Genomic DNA, 26,409 nt, shown 5'->3' on the forward strand with positions numbered 1-26,409 from the left:
GACCTCCTGGCTGGCTGTTTCGAGTGACGGTTTGCGGCCGGGATGAGCGGCGGGCATGCCCGGTATGTCGAACGCCGTGCGGAGTCGTGCGCGCAGGGAGTCAGGGTGCTACGAGGCACTTCAACTCTCAACGATGCGTGATCGGCCACTCACGGGACGAAATGAGCCACATGTGGCGTCTTTCACAACAGAGGCAACTCCCGTAACCCCCGGTGGCGACTGGAGGTGGGCATTCGCGTGTGTCTCACGTCGGCCGGGGTGCGGCGAGGAGGTCGCCGTCTTGCCCGTGTAACAAGGGGCCGCCCCGCACGTAACACGCCCGAAGCACGCTGAACGGCATGCAGAACACCGCCACGCCGACCCACTGCCCGTACTGCGCCCTGCAGTGCGGGATGAACCTGACGCCCGCACCGGACGGCACGGTCGAGGTGAGCGAGCGCGCGGACTTCCCGGTGAACCGGGGCGCGCTGTGCGGCAAGGGCCGTACGGCGCCGGCCGTGCTCTCGTCCCGGGTGCGCCTGACCTCCCCGTTGGTGCGCTCGGAGGGCACGCTGGTGCCCGCCACCTGGGACGAGGCGCTGGACCGGATCGCCGGGGCACTGCTGCGCACCCGCAGCGAACACGGGCCGGACGCGGTCGGTGTCTTCGGCGGGGGCGGCCTGACGAACGAGAAGGCGTACACGCTCGGCAAGTTCGCGCGGGTGGTGCTCGGCACCTCCCAGATCGACTACAACGGGCGGTTCTGCATGTCGTCGGCCGCGGCGGCCGGCACCAAGGCGTTCGGCCTGGACCGGGGGCTGCCCTTCCCGCTGGAGGACATCCCCAAGTCGGGCTGCGTGATCCTCGTCGGATCGAACCTCGCGGAGACCATGCCGCCGTCCCTGAGGTTCTTCAACGAGCTGCGCGAGAACGGCGGCACGCTCATCGTCATCGACCCGCGCCGCACGAAGACCGCCGAGCAGGCCGATCTGCACCTGGCGCCCCGGCCGGGCACCGACCTGGCGCTCGCGCTCGGTCTGCTGCACCTGGTGGTGGCCGAGGGGCGGGTCGACGAGGCGTACGTCCAGGAGCGCACGACCGGCTGGGAGGACGCGCGGGCGGCCGCGATGGCGCACTGGCCGGAGTACGTGGAACGGATCACGGGGGTGTCCGTTCCCGAACTGCGGGAAGCCGTACGGCTGTTCTGCGAGCCGGAGAACGCGATGGTGCTCACGGCCCGCGGGCCCGAGCAGCAGTCCAAGGGCACGGACACGGTCGGCGCGTGGATCAACCTGTGCCTGGCGACCGGGCGGGCGGGCCGCCCGCTGTCCGGGTACGGCTGTCTGACCGGGCAGGGCAACGGGCAGGGCGGGCGCGAACACGGCCAGAAGGCCGACCAGTTGCCCGGCTACCGCAAGCTCGACGACCCGGCGGCGCGGCGGCATGTGGCCGAGGTGTGGGGTGTGGACCCGGACAGCCTTCCGGGGCCCGGCAGGAGTGCGTACGAACTCCTCGACGCCCTCGGTGGGGACATCAGGTCCCTGCTGCTGATGGGCTCCAACCCGGTGGTGTCCGCGCCGCGTGCCGCGCACATCGAGGAGCGCGTCAAGTCCCTTGACTTCCTTGCCGTCTGCGATGTCGTCCTGTCGGAGACGGCGGCCCTCGCGGACGTCGTGCTGCCGGTGACGCAGTGGGCGGAGGAGACGGGTACGACCACCAACCTCGAGGGCCGGGTGCTGCTGCGCCAACGCGCGATCACGCCTCCCGAGGGCGTCCGCAGCGACCTGGACGTCATGCACGAACTGGCCGACCGGCTCGGTGTGGAGAAGGGCTTCCCGACCGACCCCGAGGAGGTCTTCGAGGAGCTGCGCCGGGCGAGCGCGGGCGGCCTCGCGGACTACTCCGGGATCACCTACCGCAGGCTGGCGGAGGAGAACGGCGTGTTCTGGCCGTGCCCGGCCGAGGCCGACGGTGCGGAGGACGGGGAGGACGCCTCGCTGGACGCGCTCGGCGAGGACTCCGCAACGGACGACGACTCGGCAGCCCAGGACGGCTCCACGGGCGCCGCCCACCCCGGCACGCCCCGTCTCTTCCTCGACCGTTTCGCCACCCCGGACGGCCGGGCCCGCTTCGTGCCCGTCTCGCACCGGGCGTCCGCGGAGGAGCCGGACGAGGAGTACCCGGTGCTGCTGACCACCGGCCGGGTCGTCTCCCAGTACCAGTCCGGCGCCCAGACCCGCCGCGTCGACGAGCTGAACGCCGCCGCACCCGGCCCGTTCGTGGAGCTGCACCCGCGGCTGGCGGCACGCCTGGGAGCCGCGGAGGGCGACCCCGTGGCCGTCGTCTCCCGGCGCGGGCGGGCGGTGGCACCGGCCCGCATCACGACCGCGATCCGCCCGGACACCGTCTTCATGCCCTTCCACTGGCCCGGCGAGGGCCGCGCCAACACCCTCACCAACCCGGCCCTCGACCCGACCTCACGGATGCCGGAGTTCAAGGCGTGCGCGGTACGCGTGGAGGCCGTCAAGGCATAGGTGATCAGCGGGCGTTGGAGCCGTAGGCTGGAGCCACCATGGCTGACGACGACTACGGCCACCGCTGGGGCCATTCCGCGCTCACCGTCGACCTCGACTTCGGACCGGATGGTGGCCGCATCTCCGTGGCCCGCCCCGGCGATCCGAAACCACCGCCGACAGACCTTCCGCTCGTCGACGTCATCCTGACGGGCGCGGGCACGGGGTGGTCGGGCCCCCGTTTCAGGGGTACGGCACTGGGGCCCCGGCTCGTGCATCGCGCCCACCATGCCGCGTACGGCGACGGGCGGCACCACCTGACCGTCGAACTCACCGATCCGCAGGGCGGGTTGACCGTCTTCGCCGAGTACTCCTCCCCCGACGGCGTGCCGGTGCTGCGCTCCCGGGTCCGGGTGCGCAACGACGGCTCCGCGCCGGTGACGCTCCGCTCCGTCGGCAGTCTGCTGCTCGGCGGGCTGCCCTCCCCCGACGTGCTCGACGTGCACCGGGCGCGCAACGACTGGCTCGCCGAATGCCGCTGGTACGGCGAGCCGCTGCGCGAAGCCGTGCCCGACATCAACCGGGACGTCCACGAGCACGACGCCCGCGCGGCCCTGCGGCTGACCGGACGCGGCAGCTGGCCGACCGACGGCCACCTGGCGATGGGCGCGCTCACCAGCCGTACGGACGGCCGCTGCTGGCTGTGGCAGGCCGAATCGGCGGCCGGGTGGGGCTGGGACGCCGGGGAGGCACCGGCCCGGCACACCTACCTCGGGCTGGGCGGGCCGACCCACGACGACCACGGCTGGAGCCGGGTGCTGCTGCCCGGGGAGGAGTTCACCTCCGAGTACGCGGCACTGGCCCTCGGCGACGGCATCGACGACGCGCTGGCCGCACTGACGACGTACCGGCGCCGCATCCGCCGCCCCCACCCGGACCACGAGCGCCTCCCCGTCGTCTTCAACGACTACATGAACACCCTGATGGGCGACCCCACCACCGAGAGGCTGCTCCCGCTGATCGACGCGGCGGCGGCCGCGGGCGCCGAGTACTTCTGCGTGGACGCCGGCTGGTACGACGACACGGACGACGGCGGCTGGTGGGACGGCGTCGGCGCCTGGCAGCCGTCCGCGCGCCGCTTCCCCGGCGGCATCCGCGAGGTGCTGGAGCGCATCCGGGAGTGCGGCATGGTGCCGGGCCTGTGGCTGGAGCCGGAGGTCGTCGGCGTGCGCAGCCCGATGGCGGCGGAACTCCCCGAGGCGGCCTTCCTCGCCCACGCGGACGGCACCCGGGTCACCGAACAGGGCCGCCACCAGCTCGACTTGACGCACCCGGCGGCCCGGGCGCACCTGGACCGGACGGTCGACCGGGTCGTCGACGAACTGGGCGCCGGCTATCTGAAGCTGGACTACAACATCACGACCTCGGCGCCGGGCCTGCTGGACCACACCCGGGCCTGGCGGGAGTGGATCTCCGCCGTCCTCGACCGCCATCCCGGCCTGGTCATCGAGAACTGCGCGTCGGGCGGCATGCGCATGGACGGCGCGACGCTCGCCCTCACCCAGCTCCAGTCCATGTCCGACCAGCAGGACCCCGTCCGCAACCCACCGATCGCGGCCGCCGCGCCGACGGTGGTGCCGCCGGAGCAGGGCGCCGTGTGGGCCTACCCCCAACCGGGCTTCTCGGACCGGGAGATCGCGTTCACGCTGGGCACGGCGATGCTGGGCCGCATCCACCTCTCCGGGCACCTCGACGGCATGTCGGAGCGTCAACTCGGGCTGGTGCGGGAGGCGGTGGACACGTACAAGGCGATCCGCGAGGACCTGCGCACGGCGGTGCCCTTCTGGCCGCTGGGGCTGCCGGGGTGGACGGACGAGTGGGTCGCGCTCGGGCTGCGGGGGCCGGTGGAGGGTCCGACGTATGTGTCGGTGTGGCGCCGGGGCGGGGCTGATGAACTGACCGTTCCCGTACGGCACTTGGCGGGAGCGGAGGATGTCCGGGCGGAGGTGCTGCATCCCTCGGACGCGGCGGCGGCCCAGTGCGACTGGGACGGAAAGGGACTGCGGTTGAGGCTGCCGGAAGCACCCGCGATGATGCTCGTACGGCTCAGCTGACCGCCACGGCTCACCTGAGCCGCCAGTCCCCGCTCTCGATCAGCTTCCCACGGGCGCGCAGACGGGCCGCGACGGCGGGTGCGGCGACATACACCCAGGCACGTACGGTCGTCGCACCCCCGCCGTCCCGCACCACCTCGCGCTCGACGCGCTCGTAGAGGCTGCGCGGGTCCCCGGGGGCGTACTCCTCCAGCCGGTCGAGGGCGACGAGCAGCTCCTCGTACTCGCGAGCCAGCGCGGTCACCAGCTCGCCGTAGACCACTCCGCCCCGCTCCTCCACGGCGTACGGATAGCCGGGCCCGTCGTACAGAACCGCGCCGCTGAGCCGTCCCGGTTCCTCCGCCTGTGTACGGCCGCGCAGGAAGAGGTCGTGGTTGACCTCGCCGGGGAGGAGGGTGCCGTAGACGAAGAACGGTAGCTGCAGTCTCACAAAAACGATTCTCTCTCCTCACATACCTCCTCGTACGCGCTATGGACCTCGCCCTGTCATGGCCCCTTAAATCGTGGTCAACATTCAGCGCTGCCCCCCTCCCCCCACGTGCGCCGCCCGTTGGCGCCTTTTTGAGGAGATCGATGAGTCGGATACGGATCGACGTCCGAGGTTCCCGTCGTCTCGCCACCGCCGGCGTCGCCGCCACTGCCGCCACCCTGCTGGCCACCGCCCTCTCCCCCGCCGCCGTCGCCGACAACAGGCCGACCAGGGCCGGGGCGATCGAGAACGCGGCGTCCGCGCTGCTGGAGCATGCCGCGAGCCTCGGGCTGACCTCCGCCGAGGGCACGAGCGTGCGGAACGTGATCGTCGACAGGGACGGCACGCAACACGTCCGCTACGACCGCACCTACCACCAACTGCCCGTCCTGGGCGGCGACTTCGTGGTCCATCTGGCGCCGGACGGGGCGTACCGCAGCGCGGACCGGGCGACCCGGACGAAGATATCCCTCGCCTCGGTCACCCCCCTGATATCGGCGCCGAAGGCCGCCGACCTCGCGGCGAACGCGCTGCGGGCGGTGAACCTCGGCGAAACCCTGAAGAAGCTGACAGCCAGGCCGCAGCTCATCGTCGACGCCCTGCACGGCGCCCCGAAGCTGGCGTGGCGGACGAGCGTCGCGGCGAAGGACTCGCTCGGCAACCCGGTCTCCCGTACCGTCGTCACGGACGCCCGCACCGGCAGGCAGATCGATGCCTGGGACGACATCGAGACGGCGACGGGCGACGGCAAGTCCCTGTACAGCGGGACGGTTCCGCTGGAGACGACGCTGTCGGGGTCGACGTACCAGCTGAAGGACCCGACGCGCGGAAACACCTACACCGGTGACGCGGCGAACCAGACGGACCTGTGCTTCCTGACGAGCATCTGCGTCAGCCGCGCCCCGTCGACGGTGTTCACCGACGCGGACAACCACTGGGGTACGGGCACGACGGCGGACCGCGCGTCCGCGGCCGTGGACGCCCAGTACGGCACGAACATGACCTGGGACTTCTACAAGAACGTCCTCGGCCGCAACGGCATCGGGGACGACGGCAGGGGCTCGTTCAACCGCGTCCACTACGGCAACAAGTACAACAACGCCTTCTGGGACGACAGTTGCTTCTGCATGACGTACGGCGACGGTGACGGGACGAACCTCGGCCCACTGGTGGCGCTGGACGTGGCCGGCCACGAGATGACGCACGGCGTCACCTCGAAGACGGCGGCGCTGACGTACTCGGGCGAGTCCGGCGGCCTCAACGAGGCCACGTCCGACATCCTCGGCACGATGGTGGAGTTCTACGCGAACAACCCCTCCGACCCCGGCGACTACCTGATCGGCGAGAAGGTCGTGCGCTCGGGCTTCGGGCAGGAGGCGCTGCGCTACATGGACAAGCCGTCGAAGGACGGCAACTCGGCCGACTACTGGAGCAGTTCGGTCGGCAACCTGGACGTCCACTACTCGTCCGGGGTGGCGAACCACTTCGCGTACCTCCTGGCGGAGGGCAGCGGCGCGAAGACCATCAACGGCGTCAGCTACAACTCCCCCACGTACAACGGCTCCACGGTCACCGGCATCGGCCGCGACAAGCTGGCCAGGATCTGGTACCGCGCCCTGACGGTCTACATGACCTCGTCGACGAACTACGCGGGCGCGCGCACGGCGACGCTGAACGCGGCGAAGGATCTGTACGGGGCGGGGAGCACGGAGTACAACGCGGTGGGGGCGGCTTGGAGTGCGGTGAATGTGAGCTGACCGTTCCGGCTGTTGCGTGAGGGCCGCCCCGGTGACCGGACCGGGGCGGCCCTGTCGTGTCGCCGTGCCGCCGCCGGGCGTCGACCGGGACGATTCACCCGTTCACACCCTCGCCCTGCGCCCTTCGGGTGCTCTTCCTCGAGACCCCCGCACTACGTCGCTGACCTGCCGAAACTTCACCCACACACCCCCGCCGCCCACCGATCTGACACCCATTCACCCCATTTCTGACACTCCCTCAGGAAGCGCGCTCGCGCCGCTGCCACTTACCTCGGAAGGGCAGGGGACACCAGCAAGAGCTCGAGGGAGCAGCGATGCGACGTACCGCCCGACTGCTGACCGGTACCGCGCTCGCGGTCGCAGCCGCCGGCTTCGTCACCGCGCCCGCGTACGCCGACGACGGCAGCCTGGACGTGTACCCGTCCTCCGTCGTACCGGGCGATCAGGTCACCGTGAACACCGCGGCGTGCGGCGACGAGGGTACGGCGACGGGCGATGCCGGCGCGGTGGGGGCCGGTGCCTTCACGCTGGCGCCGAGTGCGCACGAGGGCGAGGCGATCGGGCAGTTCCGGGTGCCGCCGAGTGCGCAGCCGGGGACGTACGAGATCGTCGCGAAGTGCGCCGACGGCGAGCGGCAGGTCTCGGGCGACCTGGAGGTGGCGCTGACCGGGGTGCACGGGCAGGTGCAGCCCCGGGGAAGTGTGAAGACGGGGGTCGGCGGCGCCTTGGGCCCCGATCCCGTGCAGACCGCGGCAGGTGTGGCGGCTCTCGCCGTCGCCGCCGCGGGCGGTACCTGGCTCCTGCATCGCCGGGCGAGAGGCGACGGGATCTGACGGACACCCTCCGCTGTCCGTCCGCCGGTACCGCATGTCCCTCCCCCTCCGGGTCCGACGCCCCTCGCGGCCCGGAGGGGGAACGGGTCCACCTCGTCCGTACGGTGCAGGAGGCTCGCGTGCGCAGAGTCAGCAATGTCGCGATAGGTGCCGTCACCGCCGTCGCCCTGTGCACGGGTGCGTGGCTGCTGGGCAGCGGCGGCGCCGAGACGCACGCCCCGCCGCAGCCGTCCGCCGCACAGGGCCGCACCGGACAGGACGGCACGCTGTCGGGTGCGCCCGCGCTGCCGCCCTCCCCGCCCGACCGCATCCGCATCCCCTCGATCCGCGTGAACGCCCCCCTCATGGGCCTCGCCCTCACCCGGGCCGGGAGCCTCGACGTACCGCCCGCCGCGCAGAAGAACCTCGCCGGCTGGTACGAGGCCGGCACCACCCCCGGCGAGAAGGGCACCGCGATCGTCGCCGGGCACGTCGACAACTCCGTGGGCCCCGCCGTCTTCTACGACCTCGGCGCCCTGCGCCAGGGCAGCGGCATCGAGATCGACCGGCGGGACGGCAGCGTGGCCCTGTTCACGGTGGACGCGGTCTCGGTGTACGACGCCGAGCACTTCCCCGACGAGAAGGTGTACGGCGCCGCGGACCGGCCCGAGCTTCGGGTGATCACCTGCGGCGGGGGGTACTCGCGGTCGACGGGCTACCGGGGGAACGTGGTGGTGTTCGCGCATCTCACGGGGAGTCGCTGACGACCGCCTTCGCGATGGTCCGCGCGCACTCCAGGGACTCGGTGTGCGTGGTGTCCACCTCGAGGTCGTAGGCCACGCCCTTGTGGACCAGTTCCGCCTGCTGCTCGGCCATCCCCCGCGCCCGGTCGCCCCGGCCGATCTCCCGGCCCGCGGCCACCGCGGCCTCGCAGCGCACACCGACCCACAGCACGTCCAGGCCGGTCAGTGCCTTGCGCCAGCCGTCCTGGGAGTGCGCTCCGCCGAGGAAGACGTCGTCGACGAGGATCCGGGCACCGGCCCGTGCGGTCGCCGCGACCCCCTCCCGCCAGGCGTCCTGCAGCCTCCGGAACTCCGGCCCCACAGTCACCGCGCCGTCCGGTGCGACGAGCGCGGCCTGCATCGACGCGGGCATCGACTCGACCAGCCCGTCGACCGCGAACGCCAGCCAGGGATCCGGCAACACCGCCTGCAGACACCGCACGATCCCGGACTTGCCGGAGCTGGAGCCACCGTTGAGCACGATCACCTGGGTCGCCATCCGGTCACCGTAGCGTCAGGCGATCCATTGCTCGTACGCAATATTCGCCACCAGCCCGAACACCACCGTCAGCCACAGCGCTGCGATCGCGGCGAGGATCTGGCGGCGGGTGGCCGGGCCGGTCGCGCGAGCCGTGCCGAAGGCGGGGCGGGGAATCACGAAGGCGGCCACGGCGAGCAGCACCACCATGATCACGGGCTTCAGCACAACCGTGCCGCATGCCCACGGGTGCCCGCCGGGTGTACGTCAGCCGCGGACGACGTGGCGACGCAGAGCAGAACAGGAGTGGTCAGCGATATGTCGGGGACCTGCGAGACCCCGGAGGATGGGATACGTGCACCGCCCACTCACCTGAGGGGTTTCCGAGTCGGAGCCTGCCCCCGGGCAGGGTGAGCGAGCTCTCCTCACAGTGCGCCCCCGGCGCCCGCGCCGAACCCTCACACCCGCTCGCCGACCCCGCTGAGGGCAGCGTTCCTCGTGGGAAACAGACGTGATGCGGTCGGGTAACACCGGCAACGCACGCTCCTAGGCATGACCTCGAATACGCGTGTGGTGGTGATCGGCGCCGGGCTCGCGGGCGTCCGTCTCGCCCGGCGGCTCGGCGAGCTCGGTACGCCCGTGACGCTGATCGGCGAGGAGGAGCACCGCCCGTACAACCGGGTGCTCCTCGCCGAGGTGCTGGCCGGGCGCTACAACCCCGATGTGATCGCGCTGCCCGCGCCCGCGGAGCTCACCCGCGGCCGGGTCACGGGCATCGACCGCGAGGTGCGAGCCGTACACCTCGCGGACGGCTCGAAGATCGCATACGACACGCTGGTCATGGCGACCGGTTCGAACCCCGTACTCCCGCCCCTGCGCGGCCTGTTCACCCCCGACCACGTGCTGCCCGAGGGCGTGCACGCGTTCCGGACGATGGACGACTGCCTGGGGCTTTCCAAGGCCGTACGGCCGGGGGCGCGGGCGGTCGTCATCGGCGGCGGGCTCCTCGGGGTCTCCGCGGCCCGCGCGCTCGCCCAGCGCGGCGCGCAGGTGGTGCTGGCCCAGCAGGGCGAGCGGCTCATGGAGCGCCAGCTCGACCCGAGCGCGTCGAAGCTCGTGCAGCGGCACCTCAAGGGCCTCGGCGTCGAGATCCACACCGAGTGCCGTGTCCGTGACGTGCGCTGCGTCGGCGGGGCGGTCCGCTCGGTCGAGATGCACGACGGATACGCCCTCGACGCCGACCTCGTGGTCCTGGCCTGCGGGGTCCACCCGCGCGTGGGTCTCGCCCAGATCGCCGGTATCGAGGTGCGCAAGGGGATCGTCGTCGACGACGAGCTCCGCACCTCCGACCCCCACATCCGGGCCATCGGCGACTGCGTCCAGCACGACGGCAACGTCTACGGGCTCGCCACCCCGGCACTCGAACAGGCCGAGGTCCTCGCCGAGTTGCTGGCCGGCGAGGCCGGTGACGCGGGCGCCCGTTACACCGGCACCCGCGCGCTGACCCGGCTCACGCTCGTCGGCCACGACTCCCCCTTCGACCTCGCCGCCTTCGGCGAGACCGAGCCGCTGCCCGGGGACGACGTCGTGCAACTCGCGGACGCCACCCGCGGCACCTACCGCAAGGTCGTCGTCCGCGACGACCGCCTGGTCGGCGGGGTCCTCGTCGGCGAACTCGGCACCGTCGGCGCGCTCGCCCGCGCCTGGGAGGGAGCAGAGCCGCTCCCCGACGACGGCCCCCTGCTCCACCTGCTCACCAACGACGGAGGCTCCTGATGTCCACGACTGCACTTTTGGGGACCGGCCCCCGCCCCACGATCGTGCTGATCGGCCACGGCATGGTCGGCCAGCGCTTCCTCGAAGCGCTCGCCGAGCGCGGCCTGACCGCCACGCACCGCGTGGTCGTGCTGTGCGAGGAGCCGCGTCCCGCGTACGACCGCGTCGCCCTCACCTCGTACTTCTCGGGCAAGACGCCCGAGGAACTCTCCATGACCGACATGGAGTTCATCAACGACCACGGCATCGAGCTGTACGTCGGCGACCCGGCCGAGACGGTCGACCGCGAGACGAAGAAGGTCACGGCCAGGTCCGGCAAGGTCTTCGAGTACGACACCCTCGTCCTCGCCACCGGCTCCTTCCCCTTCGTACCGCCCGTCCCGAACAAGGACGCCGAGGGCTGCTTCGTCTACCGCACGATCGACGACCTCCTCGCGATCGAGGAGTACGCGAAGACCCGCACAACCGGTGCGGTGGTCGGCGGCGGTCTGCTCGGACTCGAGGCGGCCGGTGCGCTGAAGGGCCTCGGACTCACCTCCCACATCGTCGAGTTCGCGCCGCGCCTGATGCCGGTGCAGGTCGACGAGGGCGGCGGCGCCGCGCTCCTGCGCACCATCGAGGAGATGGGCCTGACGGTCCACACCGGCGTCGGCACGCAGGAGATCGTCGTCGACGAGGCCGGTGCCGTGACCGGCATGAAGCTGTCCGACGGCTCCGAACTCGCCACCGACCTGGTCGTGTTCAGCGCCGGTGTCCGCCCCCGCGACCAGCTCGCCCGCGACTGCGGTCTGACGGTCGGCGAGCGCGGCGGCATCACCGTCGACGAGCAGTGCCGTACGGTCTCCGATCCGCACGTCTTCGCGATCGGCGAGTGCGCGCTGGCCTCCGACGGCCGGGTGTACGGCCTGGTCGCCCCCGGTTACGAGCAGGCCGAGACGGCCGCCGCGACCATCGCCGCCGACGAGGCGTCCTTCACCGGCGCCGACCTGTCGACGAAGCTCAAGCTCCTCGGCGTCGACGTCGCCTCCTTCGGCGACGCGCACGGCGCCACCGAGGACTGCCTGGACGTCGTCTACTCCGACTCCCGCGCGGGTCTGTACAAGAAGCTGGTCATCGGCCGTGACGGCACACTGCTCGGCGGCATCCTGGTCGGTGACGCGGAGGCCTACGGCACGCTGAAGGCGTTCACCGGCTCGGTCCCGCCCGTCTCGCCCGAGTCGCTGGTCCTGCCCGCCGGTGCCGGCGAGTCCACCCAGCTCGGTCCAACCGCGCTGCCGGACGACGCGATCATCTGCTCCTGCAACAACGTCCGCAAGGGCACCATCCGCGGCGCGGTCACCGAGCACAACTGCACCACCGTGCCCGAGGTGAAGAAGTGCACCAAGGCCGGTACGACCTGCGGCAGTTGCGTCAAGGTCCTCGGCCAGCTGGTCAACGCGGAGCTGGAGGCCGGCGGCGTCGAGGTCGACAAGGGCCTGTGCGGCTGCTTCTCGCAGACCCGCGAGGAGCTCTACGAGATCGTCCTCGCCCTGCGCATCAACACCTACCAGGACCTGCTCGACCGCTACGGCCGCGACGGCGCCAAGGGCGGCGACGGCTGCGAGATCTGCAAGCCGGCGGTCGGCTCGATCATCGCCTCCCTCGCCCCGACGATCGGCGTGAGCGGCTACGTCCTGGACGGCGAGCAGGCCTCCCTGCAGGACAGCAACGACCACTTCCTCGCCAACCTGCAGAAGAACGGCTCGTACTCGGTCGTCCCGCGCATCCCCGGCGGTGAGATCACCCCAGAGGGTCTGATCGTGATCGGCGAGATCGCCCGCGACTTCGGCCTCTACACGAAGATCACGGGTGGCCAGCGGATCGACATGTTCGGCGCCCGCGTCGAACAACTCCCGCTGATCTGGGCCCGGTTGGTCGACGCCGGCTTCGAGTCGGGCCACGCATACGGCAAGGCGCTGCGCACGGTGAAGTCCTGCGTCGGCCAGACCTGGTGCCGTTACGGCGTCCAGGACTCGGTCCGCATGGCGATCGACCTGGAGCTGCGCTACCGGGGCCTGAGGTCGCCGCACAAGCTCAAGTCGGCGGTCTCCGGCTGCCAGCGCGAGTGCGCGGAGGCCCAGTCGAAGGACTTCGGTGTGATCGCCACCGCCAACGGCTGGAACCTGTACGTCGCCGGCAACGGCGGCGCCACCCCGCGCCACGCGGACCTGCTGGCCCAGGATCTCTCGGACGCCGAGCTGATCCGCCTCATCGACCGCTTCCTGATGTTCTACATCCGCACGGCGGACCGCCTGGAGCGCACCTCGACCTGGCTGGAGCGCATCCCGGGCGGCCTGGACCACGTACGGGACGTGGTCGTGGAGGACTCCCTCGGTATCTGCGAGGAGCTGGAGTCCCTGATGGCGGCGCACGTCGCGAACTACGCCGACGAATGGGCCTCGACCATCAACGACCCCGAGAAGCTCGAGCGGTTCGTGTCCTTCGTGAACGCGCCCGACACCCCCGACCCGGTCGTCGGCTTCGTCCCGGAGCGCGACCAGATCAAGCCCGACCTGCCGCTGCTGTCCATCGGCATGCGCCCTGCTGAAGACGTCCTGGAAGGAAGCGCCCAGCGATGACCCTGGCACCCGAGACGACCGACCTGAAGGTCCAACTGCAGCTGGACGGCGACTGGTTCACGATCTGTGAGCTCAACCGGCTGCTGCCCGGCCGGGGCGTGGCCGCGCTGCTGCCCGACGGCCGCCAGGTCGCCCTGTTCCGCGACCGCAACGGCGCGCTGTACGCCATCGACAACCGCGACCCGTTCGGCGGCGCGGCGGTCCTCTCCCGCGGCCTGACCGGCACCCACCAGGGCCGCCCGTTCGTCGCCTCGCCCCTGCTGAAGCAGCGCTTCGACCTGGAGACCGGGCAGTGCCTGGACGACGAGGACGTACGGATCGCGGCGTACGAGGTGCGAGCCGCGTAAGCCGGAGTCCCGAGAGGCTTTCTGCCGGTCTCGACGCCATTGACGGTGAGGGGGAGGGTGTGGCCGTCCGGGGCGGTGAGGAGGGCGCCTTTCTCCACGAGCAGGAGGGCCGGCCGGGTGACCTCGGCGACCTCCCAGGTCTCGCCGGCGGCCACGGTCCTCCGCGCGCCGGTCGCGGCGTGGGCGGCGGCCGGGGCGAGGAGGGTGGGTGCGGCGGCCGCCGAACCGACCGCGAGCGGGCGCGGACGCGTGAGCGCATGGACGGCATGGGCAACTCCCTGGCGCCGCAGGACTGTTGATGCGGTGGTCGACTCCGAGAGGACGGGGCAGAGGTGCGACAGGGAGTGAAGCGGCGCAGAGGGAGCCGCAGAAGGGAGTAGCCCCTGTGAATCGGCCGGTGAGCCATGGTCGTCCCCGATGGAACCCATGCGGCCGCCGGCACGAACCGCCGATGCCGGGCTGAGTGCCAGGGCTCTGTGTTGCGCGTCACCGTGCTCGATGCGAACGTGGACCAGGGGGCGATGCCGACGGCCTGACAGCGGTCATCCCTGCAGGTCACGGCAGTACGTGTCGATCCACGACCTATCCGCGCCCCCTCTTCCCGGCGCTGATTCCCCGTGCCTCGACGCGTGTCCACGAACCGGGGGGAAGCGCACAGAAAGCGGGAAATTCAATGGCGAACGGACCCATGGACAGGCGCACCTTCGACGGGCAGCCCAACCGACCCAACGACCCCTCCGGTGGCCGGGGTGCGGAGTACACCGGGCGGTACGTGGTCCTGCTCGACCCGAGCAACCAGGAGAGCGGACTGAACGCACTGCGTTCCTCCGCCGACATCGCGTCTGTCGAACGTGTCCGCGGAACCGACGTCGGCAACGTCTCCGAACTGCTGGAGCGCCCGGACGTATCGGTGCACTTCGAGGAACTCGGCGCGGCGGTCGTCGAGGTACGGCCCGACATGCGCCACACGCTGGTGACCACGGCCGAGGCGGAATCGTCGATCATCGCGGCGGAGCCGGAGCGCAAGGTCTACGCCTTCCCCATCACCGCCCCGACGCAGGCGCCGACCGAGTTCTACCCGGCCTACCGCAGTGACGAGGACGTGGTCGGCCGCCACTCCAGGGCCGAGCTCGCCGCCGCCCAGGGCCCGGCCTGGGACGAGCAGAGCTGCACCTGGGGCCTGCAGGCGATCCGGGCCCAGCTGTCCCACCTCACCGGACACGACGTGAAGATCGCCGTCCTGGACACGGGCGTGGACACCGACCATCCGGACTTCGCCGGCCGCATCGAGGCGACGGCCTCCTTCGTCCCCGGCGAACCCGTCAAGGACGGCCACGGTCACGGCACACACTGCATCGGCACCGCCGCCGGCCCGAAGAAGCCCCAGCAGGGACCCCGCTACGGTGTGGCCCCCGAGGCCCGGATCCTCGCGGCGAAGGTGCTCAACAACCAGGGCTCCGGCACCGACGGCCAGATCCTGGCGGGCATGGCCTGGGCCGTGGCCCACGGCGCGCGGGTGATCTCCATGTCGCTGGGCGCAGCGGTCCAGCCGGGTGAGCTCTTCCCGCAGACGTACGAGAAGCTGGCCCAGCGCGCGATGGAACGCGGAACGGTGATCGTCGCCGCCGCGGGCAACGAGAGCCACCGGCCCACGGATGTCCGGCCCGTGGGCCGCCCGGCCAACTGCCCCTCCATCCTTGCGGTGGGCGCGCTGGACAAGGCGATCAGGACGACGTTCTTCTCCAACGGCGCCATCAACGGGCAGGGCGGTGAGGTCAACATCGCCGCACCCGGCTGGCAGGTGCTGTCGGCGGCCCCCGGCGGCGGACTGCAGCCCATGAGCGGTACCAGCATGGCCACCCCGCATGTGGCGGGTGTCCTCGCGCTGCTCGCCCAGGCGAATCCCAACGCCTCCGCGGCCGAGCTGTGGAACGCTCTGCTGGCCGGCGCCTACCCGCTGATGCAGTCGGCCAAGGACGTCGGCGCGGGCCTGCTCCAGGCCCCGTGAGCCAGTCGTCCCACTCCGCTCCGGTCGGGGTCGTCCTCGCAGTCGACCCCGACCGGTTCGCGGAGGTGGTCGAGGCCCTGCGGCGGGCCGGCCTCACGGTCACCGGCGAGCAGCCGATCCTCGGCACGCTCTCCGGCACCGTCGCGGCGGACCGGGTCCCCGCCCTGGAGGCGGTCGACGGCGTGGACTCCGTCGACCGGGAGCTCACCATCGAACTCCCGCCGCCCGACGCACCGATCCAGTGAGCCCCGCTCCGGCCGGATTCTGGTAGACCGAACAGAGGGTCCCGTACGGGAAAGGAGTTCGGTCATGTCCGGCTGGAGCGTGCACGACATCCCCGACCAGAGCGGGCGCGTCGCCGTCGTCACCGGGGCCAACAGCGGGCTCGGGTACGCCACGGCACGGGAGCTGGCGCGCAAGGGCGCGCGGGTGGTGCTCGCGTGCCGGAGCGAGCGGCGGGGGCACGAGGCCGGCGACCGGATCGTCTCCGAAGTGCCGGGCGCCGAGGTGGAGTTCGGACGGCTGGACCTCGGGGACCTGGGATCCGTGCGGGAGTTCGCACGGACCTTCCCGTACGACCGGCTCGATCTACTCGTCAACAACGCCGGGGTGATGGCGCTGCCGTACGGCACGACCGCGGACGGCTTCGAGACGCAGTTCGGGGTCAACCACCTCGGGCACTTCGCCCTCACCGGGCTGCTGCTGCCCGTGCTGCTCGACACGCCTGGCGCACGGGTGGTGACCGTCTCCAGCCCGGCCCATGCGATGGCCAACATCGACATCGACGACCTCAACAGCGAGCGCCGCTACCGGCGTTGGGTCGCCTACGCCCGCTCCAAGACCGCCAACCTGCTGTTCACGCACGAGCTGGCGCGCCGGCTGGCGGAGCACGGCGCCGGCCAGGTGGCGGCCGCGGCCCACCCCGGATACGCGGCCACCAATCTGCAGACCCAGGGGCCGCGCATGACCGGCCGCAGGGCCAGCGAGTGGTTCATGCGGATCGGCAACCGCTTCTTCGCCCAGTCCGCCGAGGCAGGCGCGCTGCCCATCCTGTACGCCGCCACCGCGCCCGGCGTCCGGCCCGACTCCTTCACCGGGCCGTCCTTCGCGGACTGGCGCGGTTCGCCGGCGCCGGCCCGGCGCGCGTCCTGGACCCTCAACGACCGCGCGGGGCAACGCCTTTGGAGCGCCTCCGAGCAGCTGACGGGGGTGACGTACGACCAGTTGAAGGCGTAGGAGAACTCCCGCCTCCGCAGGATGCCGTATGCCGCTGTACCGAGGTAGGAGGAAACCGGAACTGCGGCGGGTTCACCGCCTTCTCCTGGCCGTCGCCCCTCTGGGACGCTGGGCACTTGGTGGGGTACCGGGACGGGCATTCCGGACCGACGGGGGACGACGTGGACTGGCGGACAGCGATCATGTGCGGCGTCCTGGGTGGCTTTGTCATCGAGGCGATCGCCTTCTACGGGCAGGTCTCCGCGTGGCAGGCGGCCCGGCGCGAGGCCTTGGCGAGGCGGAGGAAGAAGAAGCGGCTGCCCTCCCTGAGCGAGCATGTCGATGTCCCCGCGGACTCGTTGGTCGCCCTTACACGGCTGGCCCTGGGCGGGCTCGCGGGAGCCCTGTTTCATAGCCAGATCATCGGCATGACCGCCGCCGTCGCGGTCGGCGCGTCGGCGCCCGCGCTGTTGCGGCAACTAGGCGCCGTACGACAAGTACAGGCGGCATTCCAGGAACCGCAGTCCCTCGAGTCCCGACCACAACCGCTGGCTCCCGCCGCGGCCGAGGGTCCTCCGCTCGGACCGGGCGAGGTGCCGGCGGAGTGAGCGGCGCCCCGTTCCTACGGCGGTACCGGGACTCCTTCCAGGGCCGTAACCGGGGCCGAGGCCCAGCCGCAAGCACCAGCCAACCGCACCCGGTGTACCACCCCACCGCCCACTCCTCTCTCTGGCGCCGCTACCTCGCCTCCCTCCTCGACGTGCCCCGCACCCCTCGCCCGATCCCTCCCACGACCACCGCACGGCGCGGGATGTCCCGACTCCCCCTGACACTCGCGGCCTCCTTGGCAGCCGTCATCCTGGGCGGCACGACGGTCGCGGTACTACACACGGGAACCAACCATGTCAGCGGCGGCCCCCCGGTCGTGACACCGACGTTCTCGGTCGGCGGAAGCGGCGAAACCGACAACAGCGATGGCACTGACGGGGGCGGCGGAAGCGCATCGGATGGTGGAACAACCGGCGGAGACCCCGGCACCGGCACGATGAACCCTCCACCCGTCACTTACCAGCCGCCGTCATCCACGCCCTCTGCGCCCCACACCTCCGAGGCACCGCCAGTGTCCTCCGGACCTGCCACGTCCTCTGCCCCACCAATGTCCTCGGGACCTCCCTCGTCATCCGCGCCCCGCACGCCCCCCGGGTCTTCCGAGTGGTCGCCGTCCCCCACCCACCCCGACGACGAGCTCCCCAAAACCGGCCCTCCCACCTCAGCCCTGACCTTGCTGACCGCCATCGCCTTCTGCCTGATCCTCGCCGGAGCCGCAGGCATGCGTCGCACCCGAGCCCGGACTCGCCGGCACAGCTGACGGCAGGCGTGCCGACGCCGTCGGCCACACAGAGAGGGCGGCACCCCCGCACGGGTGCCGCCCTCTTTCGTGATCCGGAACCGCCGCCCATCGGTCTTGAGGGTCGGGGACGGGCGGCGGTTCCGGGGTCCGGTGGCCGTAGGGCCTATCGGTGGTCGCTGCCCGTCGACTGCGTGGCCGCGCGGCCGGCCTCCAGGCGGGCGACCGGGATGCGGAACGGGGAGCAGGAGACGTAGTCCAGACCCACCTCGTGGAAGAAGTGGACCGACTCCGGGTCGCCGCCGTGCTCGCCGCACACGCCGAGCTTCAGGTCGGGACGGGTCTCGCGGCCCGCCTTCGCCGCGGCCTTGACCAGCGAGCCGACGCCGTCCTTGTCGATCGTCTCGAACGGCGACACCCCGAAGATGCCCTTCTCCAGGTACGCCGTGAAGAACGAGGCCTCCACGTCGTCCCGGCTGAAGCCCCACACCGTCTGGGTCAGGTCGTTGGTGCCGAAGGAGAAGAACTCCGCCGCCTCCGCGATCTGGTCCGCGGTGAGCGCGGCCCGCGGCAGCTCGATCATCGTGCCGATGGCGAGCTTCAGCTCGGTGCCGGTCGCCGCCTCGACCTCCGCGATGACCTGGTCGGCCTCCTCGCGGACGATCTCCAGCTCCTGGACGGTGCCGACGAGCGGGATCATGATCTCCGCGCGCGGGTCGCCCTTGGCGTTCTTGCGCTCGGCCGCGGCCTCGGCGATCGCCCGTACCTGCATGGTGAACAGGCCGGGGATGACCAGGCCGAGGCGCACACCGCGCAGACCCAGCATCGGGTTCTGCTCGTGCAGCCGGTGCACGGCCTGCAGCAGGCGCAGCTCGTTCTCGTGCGGGTCCTTGCGGGACTCGGCGAGGGCGACACGCACCGACAGCTCGGTGATGTCCGGGAGGAACTCGTGCAGCGGCGGGTCCAGGAGACGGACGGTGACGGGCAGTCCGTCCATCGCCGAGAACAGCTCGACGAAGTCCTGCTTCTGCAGCGGGAGAAGCTCCTTGAGGGCCTCCTCGCGCTCGGTGTCCGTGTCGGCCAGGATCAGCCGCTCGACCAGCTCGCGCCGGTCACCGAGGAACATGTGCTCGGTACGGCACAGGCCGATGCCCTGGGCGCCGAAGCGACGGGCGCGGTTCGCGTCCTCGGCGTTGTCCGCGTTGGCGCGCACGCGCAGCCGGCGCTTGCGGTCGGCGAACGCCATGATCCGGTGCACGGCCTCGACCAGCTCGTCGGCGTCGTTGGCGCCCGCGTGCATCCGGCCCTCGAAGTACTCCACGACCGGGGAGGGCACGACGGGCACCTCGCCGAGGTACACCTTGCCGCTGGAGCCGTCGATGGAGATGACGTCGCCCTCCTCGACCACATGGCCGCCGGGCACGGTCATCCGCCGCCGCTTGGTGTCGACCTCGAGCTCCTCGGCACCGCACACACAGGTCTTGCCCATGCCGCGCGCGACCACGGCCGCGTGCGAGGTCTTGCCGCCGCGCGAGGTCAGGATGCCCTCGGCCGCGATCATGCCGTCGAGGTCGTCGGGGTTGGTCTCCCGGCGCACGAGGATGACCTTCTCGCCGGAGCGCGACCACTTGACGGCCGTGTACGAGTCGAAGACCGCCTTGCCGACCGCCGCACCCGGCGAGGCCGCGATGCCCCGGCCGACCTGCTCGGCCTTCGCGTGCTCGTCGAAGCGCGGGAACATCAGCTGGGCGAGCTGGGCGCCGGTGACGCGCTGCAGCGCCTCGGTCTCGTCGATGAGCCCCTGGTCCACGAGCTGCGTGGCGATACGGAAGGCGGCACCCGCCGTCCGCTTGCCCACCCGCGTCTGCAGCATCCACAGCTGGCCGCGCTCGATGGTGAACTCGATGTCGCAGAGATCCTTGTAGTGGTTCTCCAGGGTCTCCATGATCTGCATCAGCTGGTCGTACGACTTCTTGTCGATCTGCTCCAGCTCCGCGAGCGGCACGGTGTTGCGGATGCCCGCGACCACGTCCTCGCCCTGCGCGTTCTGCAGGTAGTCGCCGTAGACGCCCTGGTGGCCGGAGGCGGGGTCACGCGTGAACGCGACGCCCGTGCCGGAGTCCGGGCCGAGGTTGCCGAAGACCATCGAGCAGACGTTGACGGCCGTGCCGAGGTCGTGCGGGATGCGCTCCTGGCGGCGGTAGAGCTTGGCGCGGTCGCCGTTCCAGGAGTCGAAGACCGCCTTGATGGCGAGGTCCATCTGCTCGCGCGGGTCCTGCGGGAAGTCCCGGCCGGCCTCGGTCTTGACGATCTTCTTGAACTTGGTGACCAGCTTCTTGAGGTCGGCCGCCTCCAGCTCGGTGTCGACCGTGACCTTCTTGGCCTCCTTGGCCGCCTCGAGCGCGTCCTCGAAGAGCTCGCCGTCGACGCCGAGGACCGTCTTGCCGAACATCTGGATCAGCCGGCGGTACGAGTCCCAGGCGAACCGCTCGTCGCCGGCCTGGTCGGCGAGACCTTTCACGGACTTGTCGGAGAGCCCGATGTTCAGGACCGTGTCCATCATTCCGGGCATGGAGAACTTCGCGCCGGAACGGACGGAGACGAGCAGCGGGTTGTCGGCCTGGCCGAGCTTCTTGCCCATGCGGGACTCGAGGGAGTCGAGGTGCGCACTCACCTCGTCACGCAGTGCCGCCGGCTCCTCGCCGCTGTCGAGGTAGACCTTGCAGGCTTCCGTCGTGATCGTGAAGCCGGGGGGAACGGGGAGTCCCAGGTTGGTCATCTCGGCGAGGTTCGCGCCCTTGCCACCCAGGAGGTCCTTGAGGTCCTTGTTTCCCTCGGTGAAGTCGTAAACGAACTTCGCTACGTGGGGTTCTTTGTTTTCCGACACGGTCTCGACTCCCTCGAGGACGCGGTGGCTGCCCTGACGGCGAGGAACATACCCAGATCAAAGGCGTCTGGGTACGTCTACTCACGCGTCATGCGCCTGTAACCACTCGTCCGCCAGTGGATCGAAAGTCAAAGCTTGGCAAGCGGTGACAGGCAGATGTTTTCACTTCTTGAACGCATGACCGCCCACAGGTGCAGTTTTGCGCTCAGATGAGCAGCCATCCCGCACGTCTGATTTCGATCGATGAACGATCAAGGGGTGGCACTCGGTGCCACCCCTTGGAGAAGTGCAGTCGCTCAAGATCCGCTCATCTGAGCGCAACCCTTATCAAGGGTGGCAAGAATCACGCTGTCACGAGCGGCGGAATTTCACCATGCGGACGGGTATCCGGACCGAAACGCGGGCGTCACACGCCCAGCGCCAGCAGCCGTTCCTCCACCCGCTCCGGCGCGTACAGGTACTCCACGACCAGCGCCCCGGCCCCCACCAGCCCGGCCCGCTCCCCGAGCCGCGAGGTGACGACGTCCAGATGGGCCGTGGAGCGCGGCAGCGCCCGCTGGTACAGCAACTCCCGTACGCCGGTGAGGAAGGCGGTTCCGGCCAAATCGCCGGCGATCATCAGCACCCCGGGGTTGAGCAGGGTGACGACGGTCGCCAGTACGTCCCCGACCTGCCGCCCGGCCTCCCGCGCGAGCCCGAGCGCCTCCGGATGCCCGGCCGCCAGCAGGTCCCGCACATCCGAGCCGGAGGCCGCCGGCACCCCGGCCTCCGCCAGCCTCCGCGCCACGGCGCCACCGCTCGCGACGGCCGCGAGGCACCCGTAGGACCCGCACCGGCACAGCGCGTCGGCACCCACGCGGATATGCCCGATGTCGCCCGCGCCCCCGTCGATGCCCCGGAAGATCGAGCCGCCCACCACGACCCCCGCACCGATACCGGTCGACACCTTGACCAGCACGAACGCCGAGCAGTCGGGGTATCCGGTGCGCTGTTCGCCGTATGCCATGAGGTTCGCGTCGTTGTCGACGAGCACCGGGACCGCCGGCCCGCCCGTGTGCTCGGTGAAGGCCCGGCCCAGCCGGCCTCTTATGTCGTAGCCGTCCCAGCCCGGCATGATCGGCGGCTGCACGACCCGGCCGGTCTCGCTGTCGACGGGCCCCGGCACCGCGAGGCCTATCCCGCACACGGCCTCCGCCGGCCGCCCTGCCTTCTCCAGCAACTCGGCGAACCAGCGGCCGAGTTCACCGAGCACGGCATCCGGGCCGTCCTCGATGACCGGCGTGCCGCCGTGCTCGGCGAGGATCTCGCCGGTCAGGGTGAGGACGGCGGCGCGGGCGTGCCGGGTGTCGAGGTCGGCGGCGAGGACCACGGCGTGCTCGTCGTCGAACTCCAGGGTGATGGAGGGGCGGCCGCCCAGCGGCGAGTCGACCGGACCGCCGGCGCCCTCGCGCAGCCAGCCCGCACGGAAGAGCCGCTCCAGGCGCTGGCCGACGGTGGCGCGGGACAGTCCGGTGGCCTGCTGGAGCGCACCGCGCGTGGTCGCGCGCCCGCTTCGTACCAGTTCGAGCAGATCTCCGGCGCTGGCCTGGCCCCGTCCGGTCATGCGCACCCCCTTGTGTTTCTCAACCCTGCATTACATATTGAGTTTTGCGTGTTAAATAGACGTAACCCTACGGTAGCCACGACCGAACCGGTCAGCCGGACGTCTTGCGGGGAGCCCCGAGTGGATCGCACTGCCCAACTCACCACACGGCCCACAGAGCGTGCTTTTGTATACGATCCACCCCGGGCCGGGGGTTCGCTGCACGTCAGGGCCGCGCGGACACTGGCGGACAACTGGACGGGCACGTCCACGGTGCCCTCGCGCAGCCTGTATCCGCACCAGTGGTCCTGGGACTCGGCGTTCATCGCGATCGGCCTGAGGCACCTGTCGCCGCTCAGGGCGCAGACGGAGCTGGAGACGCTGCTGGCCGCCCAGTGGGAGGACGGGCGCATCCCGCACATCGTCTTCAACCCCTCCGTACCGCTCGACGCGTACTTCCCGAGCCCCGACTTCTGGCGCTCCTCGACCGCGGGGCGCGCTGCGGGCGCCCCGCGCACCGTACAGACCTCGGGCATCGTGCAGCCACCGGTGCACGCGCTCGCGGCCTGGCTGGTGCACTGCGCCGACCCGGGGCTGTCACGCGCACGGGGCTTCCTCACCCGGGTGTATCCCCGGCTGGCCGCCTGGCACCGCTATCTGCTGCACCGGCGGGACCTCGGCGGGGGCGGCCTGGCGTCCGTGGTGCACCCCTGGGAACAGGGTATGGACAACAGCCCGTGCTGGGACGCGCCCCTGAGCAGGATCACGCCCGCCCCGGCCCGCTCCTTCCGTCGGGCGGACCTCGACCACGGGGCCGCCGAGGACCGGCCGACGGATCTGGACTACGGCCGGTACGTGCGGCTGGCGACTGACTACCGGGATCGCGGTTACGCCGACGGGGGCGGCGAGTTCGCCGTCGAGGACCCCTCCTTCAACGCCCTGCTCATCGCCTCCGAGCACGCCCTGGCCCGGATCGCCGGCGAACTGGGAGCGGCCGGCACCGCCCGGCACGCGCGCGCGGAGCGACTGACGACGGCGCTGGTGGACCGGCTGTGGGACCCGGCGAGCGGCATGTTCCTGTGCCGGGACCTGCGGGACGGGCGCGGCGCCCTGATCCCCGAGCGCAGCGTCTCCGGCCTCGTCCCCCTGCTCCTGCCCGGCCTCCCCCGCGACATCACCGCGACGCTCCTGCGCACCCTGCGCGGCCCGCGCTTCGGGCTCGGCGACACGACCCGCCTCGTCCCGTCCTACGACCTCCTCGGCGAGGCCTTCGACCCGCACCGGTACTGGCGCGGGCCCGCCTGGTTCAACACGAACTGGCTGCTGGAGCGCGGGCTGCGGATGCACGGCGAGCAGCCGGCGGCCGACGCACTGCGGGAGGCGATCCTGCGCACCGCCGACGACTCCGGTTTCGCGGAGTACGTCGACCCGTACACCGGCGAGGCGTGCGGCGCGACGGGCTTCGGCTGGACCGCCGCGCTCGCGCTGGATCTGCTCCACTCTCCCCCACTCTCGAATTCGCTCGAGCGGGGGGACCCCCATCCCGAGGACGGCGTGTCCCTCACGGGCATCGGCACGTTCGACGAGACGGACGAGATGAGCGACAAGAAGATCAGGGGAGGGAACCGGGGATGAGCGACCGGCATCATCTGCTCGTGCACGGCGGGACGTTCGCGGCCGTGGGCGACGGCGGGGACATCAGCGGTGTCCGGGGGGCCGGCTCCCCGGACGGGTTATTCGTGCGCGACGCCCGGCATCTGAGCCGTTGGCAACTGACGGTCGACGGCGCCGTGCCGGAGTCGCTCACGCCGGTCGCGGACGGGGACACGGCGCGCTGTGTCCTCGTCCCGCGCGGCGGCCGACAGGAGCCCCCCGCGTACACGATCTTCCGCGAACAGGCCGTGGGAGACGGCGCGTTCGTCGAGTCCCTCAAGGTCAGCAGCAACCGCCCGGTACCCACCACCGTCCGTCTCGCGGTCACCGCGGACGCCGACTTCACCGACCAGTTCGAGTTGCGCTCCGACTACCGCACCTACGCCAAGATCGGCGCCACCCGCTCCCGCCAAGTCCTCGACGACGGCGTGGAGTTCACCTACCAGCGCGGCGAGTGGCGGTCCTGTACGACGGTCACGGCGGAGCCCGCCCCGGACGGCGTCGAGGAGACGGGCACGGGCGCCCGTCGCCTCGTATGGACCCTGGAACTGGAACCGCACGGCACGGCGGAGCTGGCCCTGCGGGTGGCGGCTCACCCGCACGGGGCGACCACGGAGCCCCAGGTCCCCGCCTCACCCTCAGCCGCGGGCGCTCAACTCCTCGCTCTGGAAGGGGAGTTCGTGGAGGGCGTGCCCTTCCCGACCGGCTGGCCGGAGCTGGCGGCGGCCTGCGCCCGGGGCCTCGCGGACCTCGCGTCGCTCCAGGTGCCGGCGACGGGCCCGGACGGCGAGGAGCTGCGCGTCCCGGCGGCCGGAGCCCCCTGGTTCCTCACTCTGCTGGGCCGAGACGCCCTGCTCACCTCCCTGTTCACCCTCCCCTACCGCCCCCAACTGGCCGCCGCCACACTCCCCGCCCTCGCCGCCGCCCAGGCGACGGAGACCGGGACGGACTCGGTGGCCCAGCCCGGCAAGATCGTGCACGAGGTGCGGCACGGCGAGCTGGCGCACTTCGGCCAGGTTCCCTACGGCCGCTACTACGGCTCGGTGGACGCGACCCCGCTGTTCCTCGTGCTCCTCGGCGCGTACGTGGAGCAGACCGGCGACGCGACGCTCGCCCGCCGCCTCGAACCCCACGCGCGCGCGGCGATCGGCTGGATGCTGGACCACGGCGGACTGACCTCGCGCGGCTATCTGGTCTACCGCGCCGACCAGGGCGGCCTCGCCAACCAGAACTGGAAGGACTCCCCCGGCGCCATCTGCTCCGCGGACGGCACCCGCGCAACCGGAGCGGTCATGGCGGCGGGGGCCCAGGGCTACGCGTACGACGCGCTGCGCCGCACGGCATGGGTGGCCCGCACCGTCTGGGAGGACGAGACCTACGCGGCACTGCTGGAACAAGCGGCAGCCGACCTGCGCGACCGTTTCCAACGGGACTTCTGGATGCGGGACCGCTCCTTCCCCGCACTGGCCCTGGACGGCGACGGCAACCAGGTCGACGCGCTGGCCTCCGACGCCGGCCACCTGCTCTGGTCCGGCCTGCTGGACAAGGAGTACGGCGAGGTCGTCGGCCGCCGCCTGCTGGAGCCGGACTTCTTCTCCGGCTGGGGCGTACGGACGCTGGCCGCGGGCCAGCCGGCCTACCACCCGCTCTCCTACCACCGGGGCTCGGTCTGGCCGCACGACAACGCCCTGATCACCCTGGGCCTGGCCCGCTACGGCCTGCACGACGAGGCCCGAACGGTGGCCCACGCCCTGGTGGACGCGGCAACGGCAACCGGCCACCGCCTGCCCGAGGTACTGGCGGGCTACGGCCGGGACACGCACGCAGAGCCGGTCCCGTACCCCCACGCATGTGTACGGGAATCCCGCTCGGCCGCGGCACCACTCGCATTGCTCACGGCAGTGGGAGGCGCCTGACCCCACGGGGTTGACCAGGCGTTTGCCCGGTGTTTGCCCTGAGATGTGAACGAGCGCCCAGGGCCCGCCGTACGTCATGTCGGCGGGCCCCATGCCTCCCCAGCGCACGGCCCGCCACCCTGCCACGGGCCTCGTTCGCTACGGAAGGACCTTCG

20 protein-coding genes are annotated in these 26,409 nt (G+C 71.4%); 15 read left to right on the top strand and 5 right to left on the bottom strand.

Annotated features, from left to right (window positions below):
* The first annotated feature begins 338 nt into the window (after positions 1 to 338).
* Entirely contained in the window at positions 339 to 2,513 is a 2,175-nt protein-coding gene (locus ABZ880_RS27240) for a molybdopterin oxidoreductase family protein (RefSeq protein WP_361267575.1), read from the top strand.
* 38 nt (positions 2,514 to 2,551) lie between these two features.
* Positions 2,552 to 4,606, top strand: coding sequence for a glycoside hydrolase family 36 protein (locus ABZ880_RS27245; protein ID WP_361267577.1), 2,055 nt, complete (start codon positions 2,552 to 2,554; stop codon positions 4,604 to 4,606).
* 10 nt (positions 4,607 to 4,616) lie between these two features.
* Here the strand turns inward: ABZ880_RS27245 and ABZ880_RS27250 are convergent, their stop codons facing one another.
* Positions 4,617 to 5,030, bottom strand: coding sequence for a gamma-glutamylcyclotransferase family protein (locus ABZ880_RS27250; protein ID WP_361267897.1), 414 nt, complete (start codon positions 5,028 to 5,030; stop codon positions 4,617 to 4,619).
* Between the two features lie 149 nt (positions 5,031 to 5,179).
* Between ABZ880_RS27250 and ABZ880_RS27255 the strand changes: the two genes are divergently transcribed.
* The 3 genes from ABZ880_RS27255 to ABZ880_RS27265 all read left to right on the top strand — a co-directional run bounded on the left by ABZ880_RS27255 (position 5,180) and on the right by ABZ880_RS27265 (position 8,408).
* Positions 5,180 to 6,832 (top strand): M4 family metallopeptidase, encoded by a 1,653-nt coding sequence (locus ABZ880_RS27255; RefSeq protein ID WP_361267579.1) that lies wholly within the window; start codon positions 5,180 to 5,182, stop codon positions 6,830 to 6,832.
* A 314-nt stretch (positions 6,833 to 7,146) separates the two neighbouring features.
* Positions 7,147 to 7,665, top strand: coding sequence for a hypothetical protein (locus tag ABZ880_RS27260; RefSeq protein ID WP_361267581.1), 519 nt, complete (start codon positions 7,147 to 7,149; stop codon positions 7,663 to 7,665).
* Between the two features lie 119 nt (positions 7,666 to 7,784).
* A complete protein-coding gene (locus ABZ880_RS27265; protein WP_361267583.1) occupies positions 7,785 to 8,408 on the top strand; it encodes a class F sortase in 624 nt (207 codons plus the stop codon).
* Here the strand turns inward: ABZ880_RS27265 and cpt are convergent.
* Together cpt and ABZ880_RS27275 are read right to left on the bottom strand one after the other, a co-directional pair.
* Positions 8,392 to 8,925 carry a chloramphenicol phosphotransferase CPT gene (gene cpt, locus ABZ880_RS27270; RefSeq protein WP_361267585.1) on the bottom strand — a complete coding sequence of 178 codons (534 nt, stop codon included), beginning with the start codon at positions 8,923 to 8,925 and terminating at the stop codon, positions 8,392 to 8,394. The two genes, ABZ880_RS27265 and cpt, sit on opposite strands and share 17 nt — an antisense overlap.
* A gap of 15 nt (positions 8,926 to 8,940) precedes the next feature.
* Entirely contained in the window at positions 8,941 to 9,120 is a 180-nt protein-coding gene (locus ABZ880_RS27275; protein ID WP_361267587.1) for a hypothetical protein, read from the bottom strand.
* Positions 9,121 to 9,456: 336 nt separating this feature from the next.
* On the opposite strand from ABZ880_RS27275, the gene ABZ880_RS27280 reads away from it, so the two are divergent.
* From ABZ880_RS27280 to ABZ880_RS27315, 8 genes are all read left to right on the top strand, one after another.
* The gene (locus tag ABZ880_RS27280) at positions 9,457 to 10,680 is read left to right on the top strand and encodes an FAD-dependent oxidoreductase (RefSeq protein ID WP_361267589.1); all 1,224 of its coding nucleotides are present in this window, start codon (positions 9,457 to 9,459) and stop codon (positions 10,678 to 10,680) included.
* Positions 10,680 to 13,298 carry a nitrite reductase large subunit NirB gene (nirB, locus tag ABZ880_RS27285; protein ID WP_361267591.1) on the top strand — a complete coding sequence of 873 codons (2,619 nt, stop codon included), beginning with the start codon at positions 10,680 to 10,682 and terminating at the stop codon, positions 13,296 to 13,298. Before ABZ880_RS27280 ends, nirB begins: the two co-directional genes overlap by 1 nt.
* Positions 13,295 to 13,645, top strand: a complete 351-nt coding sequence (gene nirD / locus ABZ880_RS27290) for a nitrite reductase small subunit NirD (protein ID WP_361267593.1) — start codon at positions 13,295 to 13,297, stop codon at positions 13,643 to 13,645. Before nirB ends, nirD begins: the two co-directional genes overlap by 4 nt.
* Positions 13,646 to 13,704: 59 nt before the next feature.
* Positions 13,705 to 13,944 (top strand): hypothetical protein, encoded by a 240-nt coding sequence (locus ABZ880_RS27295; protein WP_361267595.1) that lies wholly within the window; start codon positions 13,705 to 13,707, stop codon positions 13,942 to 13,944.
* A gap of 374 nt (positions 13,945 to 14,318) precedes the next feature.
* Positions 14,319 to 15,653: a S8 family serine peptidase gene (locus ABZ880_RS27300; RefSeq protein ID WP_361267597.1), complete on the top strand. Its 1,335-nt coding sequence runs from the start codon at positions 14,319 to 14,321 to the stop codon at positions 15,651 to 15,653.
* Positions 15,650 to 15,898 carry a hypothetical protein gene (locus tag ABZ880_RS27305; protein ID WP_361267598.1) on the top strand — a complete coding sequence of 83 codons (249 nt, stop codon included), beginning with the start codon at positions 15,650 to 15,652 and terminating at the stop codon, positions 15,896 to 15,898. The genes ABZ880_RS27300 and ABZ880_RS27305 overlap by 4 nt, the downstream gene beginning before the upstream one ends.
* A gap of 64 nt (positions 15,899 to 15,962) precedes the next feature.
* A complete protein-coding gene (locus tag ABZ880_RS27310; RefSeq protein ID WP_361267600.1) occupies positions 15,963 to 16,889 on the top strand; it encodes an oxidoreductase in 927 nt (308 codons plus the stop codon).
* 161 nt (positions 16,890 to 17,050) lie between these two features.
* Positions 17,051 to 17,476 (top strand): hypothetical protein, encoded by a 426-nt coding sequence (locus tag ABZ880_RS27315; protein WP_361267602.1) that lies wholly within the window; start codon positions 17,051 to 17,053, stop codon positions 17,474 to 17,476.
* 906 nt (positions 17,477 to 18,382) lie between these two features.
* Here the strand turns inward: ABZ880_RS27315 and ppdK are convergent.
* Together ppdK and ABZ880_RS27325 are read right to left on the bottom strand one after the other, a co-directional pair.
* Complete coding sequence (ppdK, locus tag ABZ880_RS27320; protein ID WP_361267604.1) at positions 18,383 to 21,103, bottom strand: pyruvate, phosphate dikinase; 2,721 nt, start codon at positions 21,101 to 21,103, stop codon at positions 18,383 to 18,385.
* Positions 21,104 to 21,509: 406 nt separating this feature from the next.
* A complete protein-coding gene (locus tag ABZ880_RS27325; protein ID WP_361267606.1) occupies positions 21,510 to 22,706 on the bottom strand; it encodes an ROK family protein in 1,197 nt (398 codons plus the stop codon).
* A 120-nt stretch (positions 22,707 to 22,826) separates the two neighbouring features.
* Here ABZ880_RS27325 and ABZ880_RS27330 point away from each other — a divergent pair, with 120 nt between their 5' ends.
* Positions 22,827 to 24,320 carry a hypothetical protein gene (locus tag ABZ880_RS27330; RefSeq protein ID WP_361267608.1) on the top strand — a complete coding sequence of 498 codons (1,494 nt, stop codon included), beginning with the start codon at positions 22,827 to 22,829 and terminating at the stop codon, positions 24,318 to 24,320.
* Positions 24,317 to 26,254 carry a glycogen debranching N-terminal domain-containing protein gene (locus ABZ880_RS27335; protein ID WP_361267610.1) on the top strand — a complete coding sequence of 646 codons (1,938 nt, stop codon included), beginning with the start codon at positions 24,317 to 24,319 and terminating at the stop codon, positions 26,252 to 26,254. The genes ABZ880_RS27330 and ABZ880_RS27335 overlap by 4 nt, the downstream gene beginning before the upstream one ends.
* Positions 26,255 to 26,409 lie beyond the last annotated feature (155 nt).

It is taken from the genome of Streptomyces sp. NPDC047043, assembly GCF_040644055.1.
GTDB lineage: Bacteria > Actinomycetota > Actinomycetes > Streptomycetales > Streptomycetaceae > Streptomyces.